This is a genomic window from Rhodococcus sp. T2V (genome assembly GCF_029269925.1).
Lineage (GTDB): Bacteria > Actinomycetota > Actinomycetes > Mycobacteriales > Mycobacteriaceae > Rhodococcus_F > Rhodococcus_F koreensis.
Map to the genome: position 1 here is coordinate 1 of NZ_JARJBD010000259.1, position 1,861 is coordinate 1,861.

Annotated in this window: 3 protein-coding genes and 1 pseudogene; 1 reads left to right on the forward strand and 3 read right to left on the reverse strand. The window is 66.7% G+C overall.

What is annotated here, in order from left to right:
• Positions 1 to 330: 330 nt before the first annotated feature.
• On the reverse strand, positions 331 to 576 hold the full coding sequence (locus P3H15_RS53705; RefSeq protein ID WP_276144776.1) for a hypothetical protein: 246 nt from the start codon (positions 574 to 576) through the stop codon (positions 331 to 333).
• Between the two features lie 49 nt (positions 577 to 625).
• Positions 626 to 1,222: pseudogene (locus tag P3H15_RS53710) on the reverse strand (chromate transporter); the annotation flags it as partial.
• A 25-nt stretch (positions 1,223 to 1,247) separates the two neighbouring features.
• Here P3H15_RS53710 and P3H15_RS53715 point away from each other — a divergent pair.
• Entirely contained in the window at positions 1,248 to 1,394 is a 147-nt protein-coding gene (locus P3H15_RS53715) for a hypothetical protein (RefSeq protein ID WP_276144778.1), read from the forward strand.
• A 273-nt stretch (positions 1,395 to 1,667) separates the two neighbouring features.
• Here P3H15_RS53715 and P3H15_RS53720 read toward each other — a convergent pair.
• Positions 1,668 to 1,861: EamA family transporter (locus P3H15_RS53720; protein ID WP_276144779.1), on the reverse strand; the 194-nt coding region annotated here is incomplete at its 5' end.

Below are 1,861 nucleotides of genomic sequence, written 5' to 3' on the forward strand. Positions count from 1 at the left end.
GTCGAGCTGCTCGTGAAACTTCATCCGCATGCGCATCATCATCGTGCACCCCGCATCGCCGGGCGAGCGAACCCCCTTTACCCGAGCACCCGACTTCGCAGAACATTGCCTGGTCCGCCGAGACTCGCCATCGATTCCGCCGGCCCGTCGCGGATTGTCGAACAGTGAGCGACGACATCCGCAGTCGCAGAATGTAAAACGTGCGGGACCGAGCTTCCCTCATGTTCGGCCTCACTCGCCCCCGCCGGACACCGAGGGCTCCTCGACCACCGTCTCGGGCACCCCAAGTATGTCCGGGCGAGGTTGCGTTGAAGTTCCCTCCCGTCGCCGTCAACGTTCGCCGCATCCACGTGTTCGGTCGCTAGAGCGTGTCGATTCGATCGAGTGGGTGGCCGAGTGGTTCCGGTCGCGGCGGACGTGCACTGCCCCGCCGGTCCGATCGGGCTGTGCCGTCGGTGCGGTTGCGGCATACCCACCGAGCAGGACCAGAGCGATGACCGCGAGGGTGAGCCAGACCGGGAGCGGACCCTCGACACTTCTCTCGGCGGCCAATACGGCGGCGGCTGTCGACGTCATCGACAGCCGTCCTTTCCAAGTCGATTGCGGGTGCGTGGGTGGGAGACGGTCAGGTGACCGGGAGTCCGACCAGTCCGGCGGCAAGGCCGAAGAGGGCGCACACGCCGAGGGTGCGCAGCACCGACCAGTTCAACCGGTAGATCATCACCCCGGCGAGGACCGCGATGACCGCGACGACCGGGCGGATCGTGCTCAGGTCGGGCACCAGCAGGTGGATCGGCCCCCAGTGCAGCATCGTGGCGTCCGCGAAGAGGGTGTGGATCGCGAAGTACAGGGCCAGGTTCGCGATCACCCCGACCACGGCGGCGGTGATCCCGTTCAGCGCCGAGGTCAGCTGTGTGTTGTTGCGGAGCCGTTCGACGTAGGGGGCGCCGAGGAAGATGAACACGAAGCACGGCACGAACGTCACCCACGTGGTGAGCAGCGCGCCGATGGTGGCCGCCACCCACGGATCCAGCTCACCGGGGTTGCGGTAGGCGCCGAGGAACGCGACGAACTGCACCACCATGATCAGCGGGCCGGGGGTGGTCTCGGCCAGGCCGAGACCGCGGACCATCTCGCCGGGGGTGAGCCAGCCGTAGGTTTCCACCGCCTTCTGCGCGACGTAGGAGAGGACGGCGTAGGCGCCGCCGAAGGTGACCAGCGCTGCGTGGGCCGTCCGGATGATCGCGATGGTCGTGTTCACCGGCCGGCACAGCGTGTTCACCGAACAGGGGATGTTCTTCTCCGGCACCGTCCAAGTACGTGGTGACAGGCTCCCGCCCAATCGCCGGCCGGGCCGCAACGAGGGGCAACTCGATTGCGTCGGGCTGCGGTGAGGCCTCAAAGAAGTACTCGTGCCGATACGTGTTCTCCTGCTGGTGAAACCCCGCACTGCTGCGACGGGGAACGGCTGGAGGACAGAATCTTCGCGAGCCCGCAACTGCAGTCGTTCGCCCACCCATTCCCTGCGGCGGCGTTCCTTTACCCGAAGGAGAACACCGCAAATCCGATGTCCGCGAGTCGAGGGTGTGATTGGCAGAGCGGCCGTTCGGGAATGGCGGACCCGTCGTTGGGACGAGTACGAGCCCGCAATCTTGTCGGTGTCGGGCTTACGCCACGGCTATGAGGACTGTCGCGGTGAGCGCAGCGGCCAGTCCGAGTGCCTGGGGTGGCCGGAGGCGCTCGTGGAGGAACACGATTCCCACGGTCACCGGGACGACCGGGTAGAGCGAGGACAAGACAACAGCGACGGTGACGAACTCGGTTCGGAGCGCGTAGAGGTAGGCGGCCAGCGCGGTTGCGG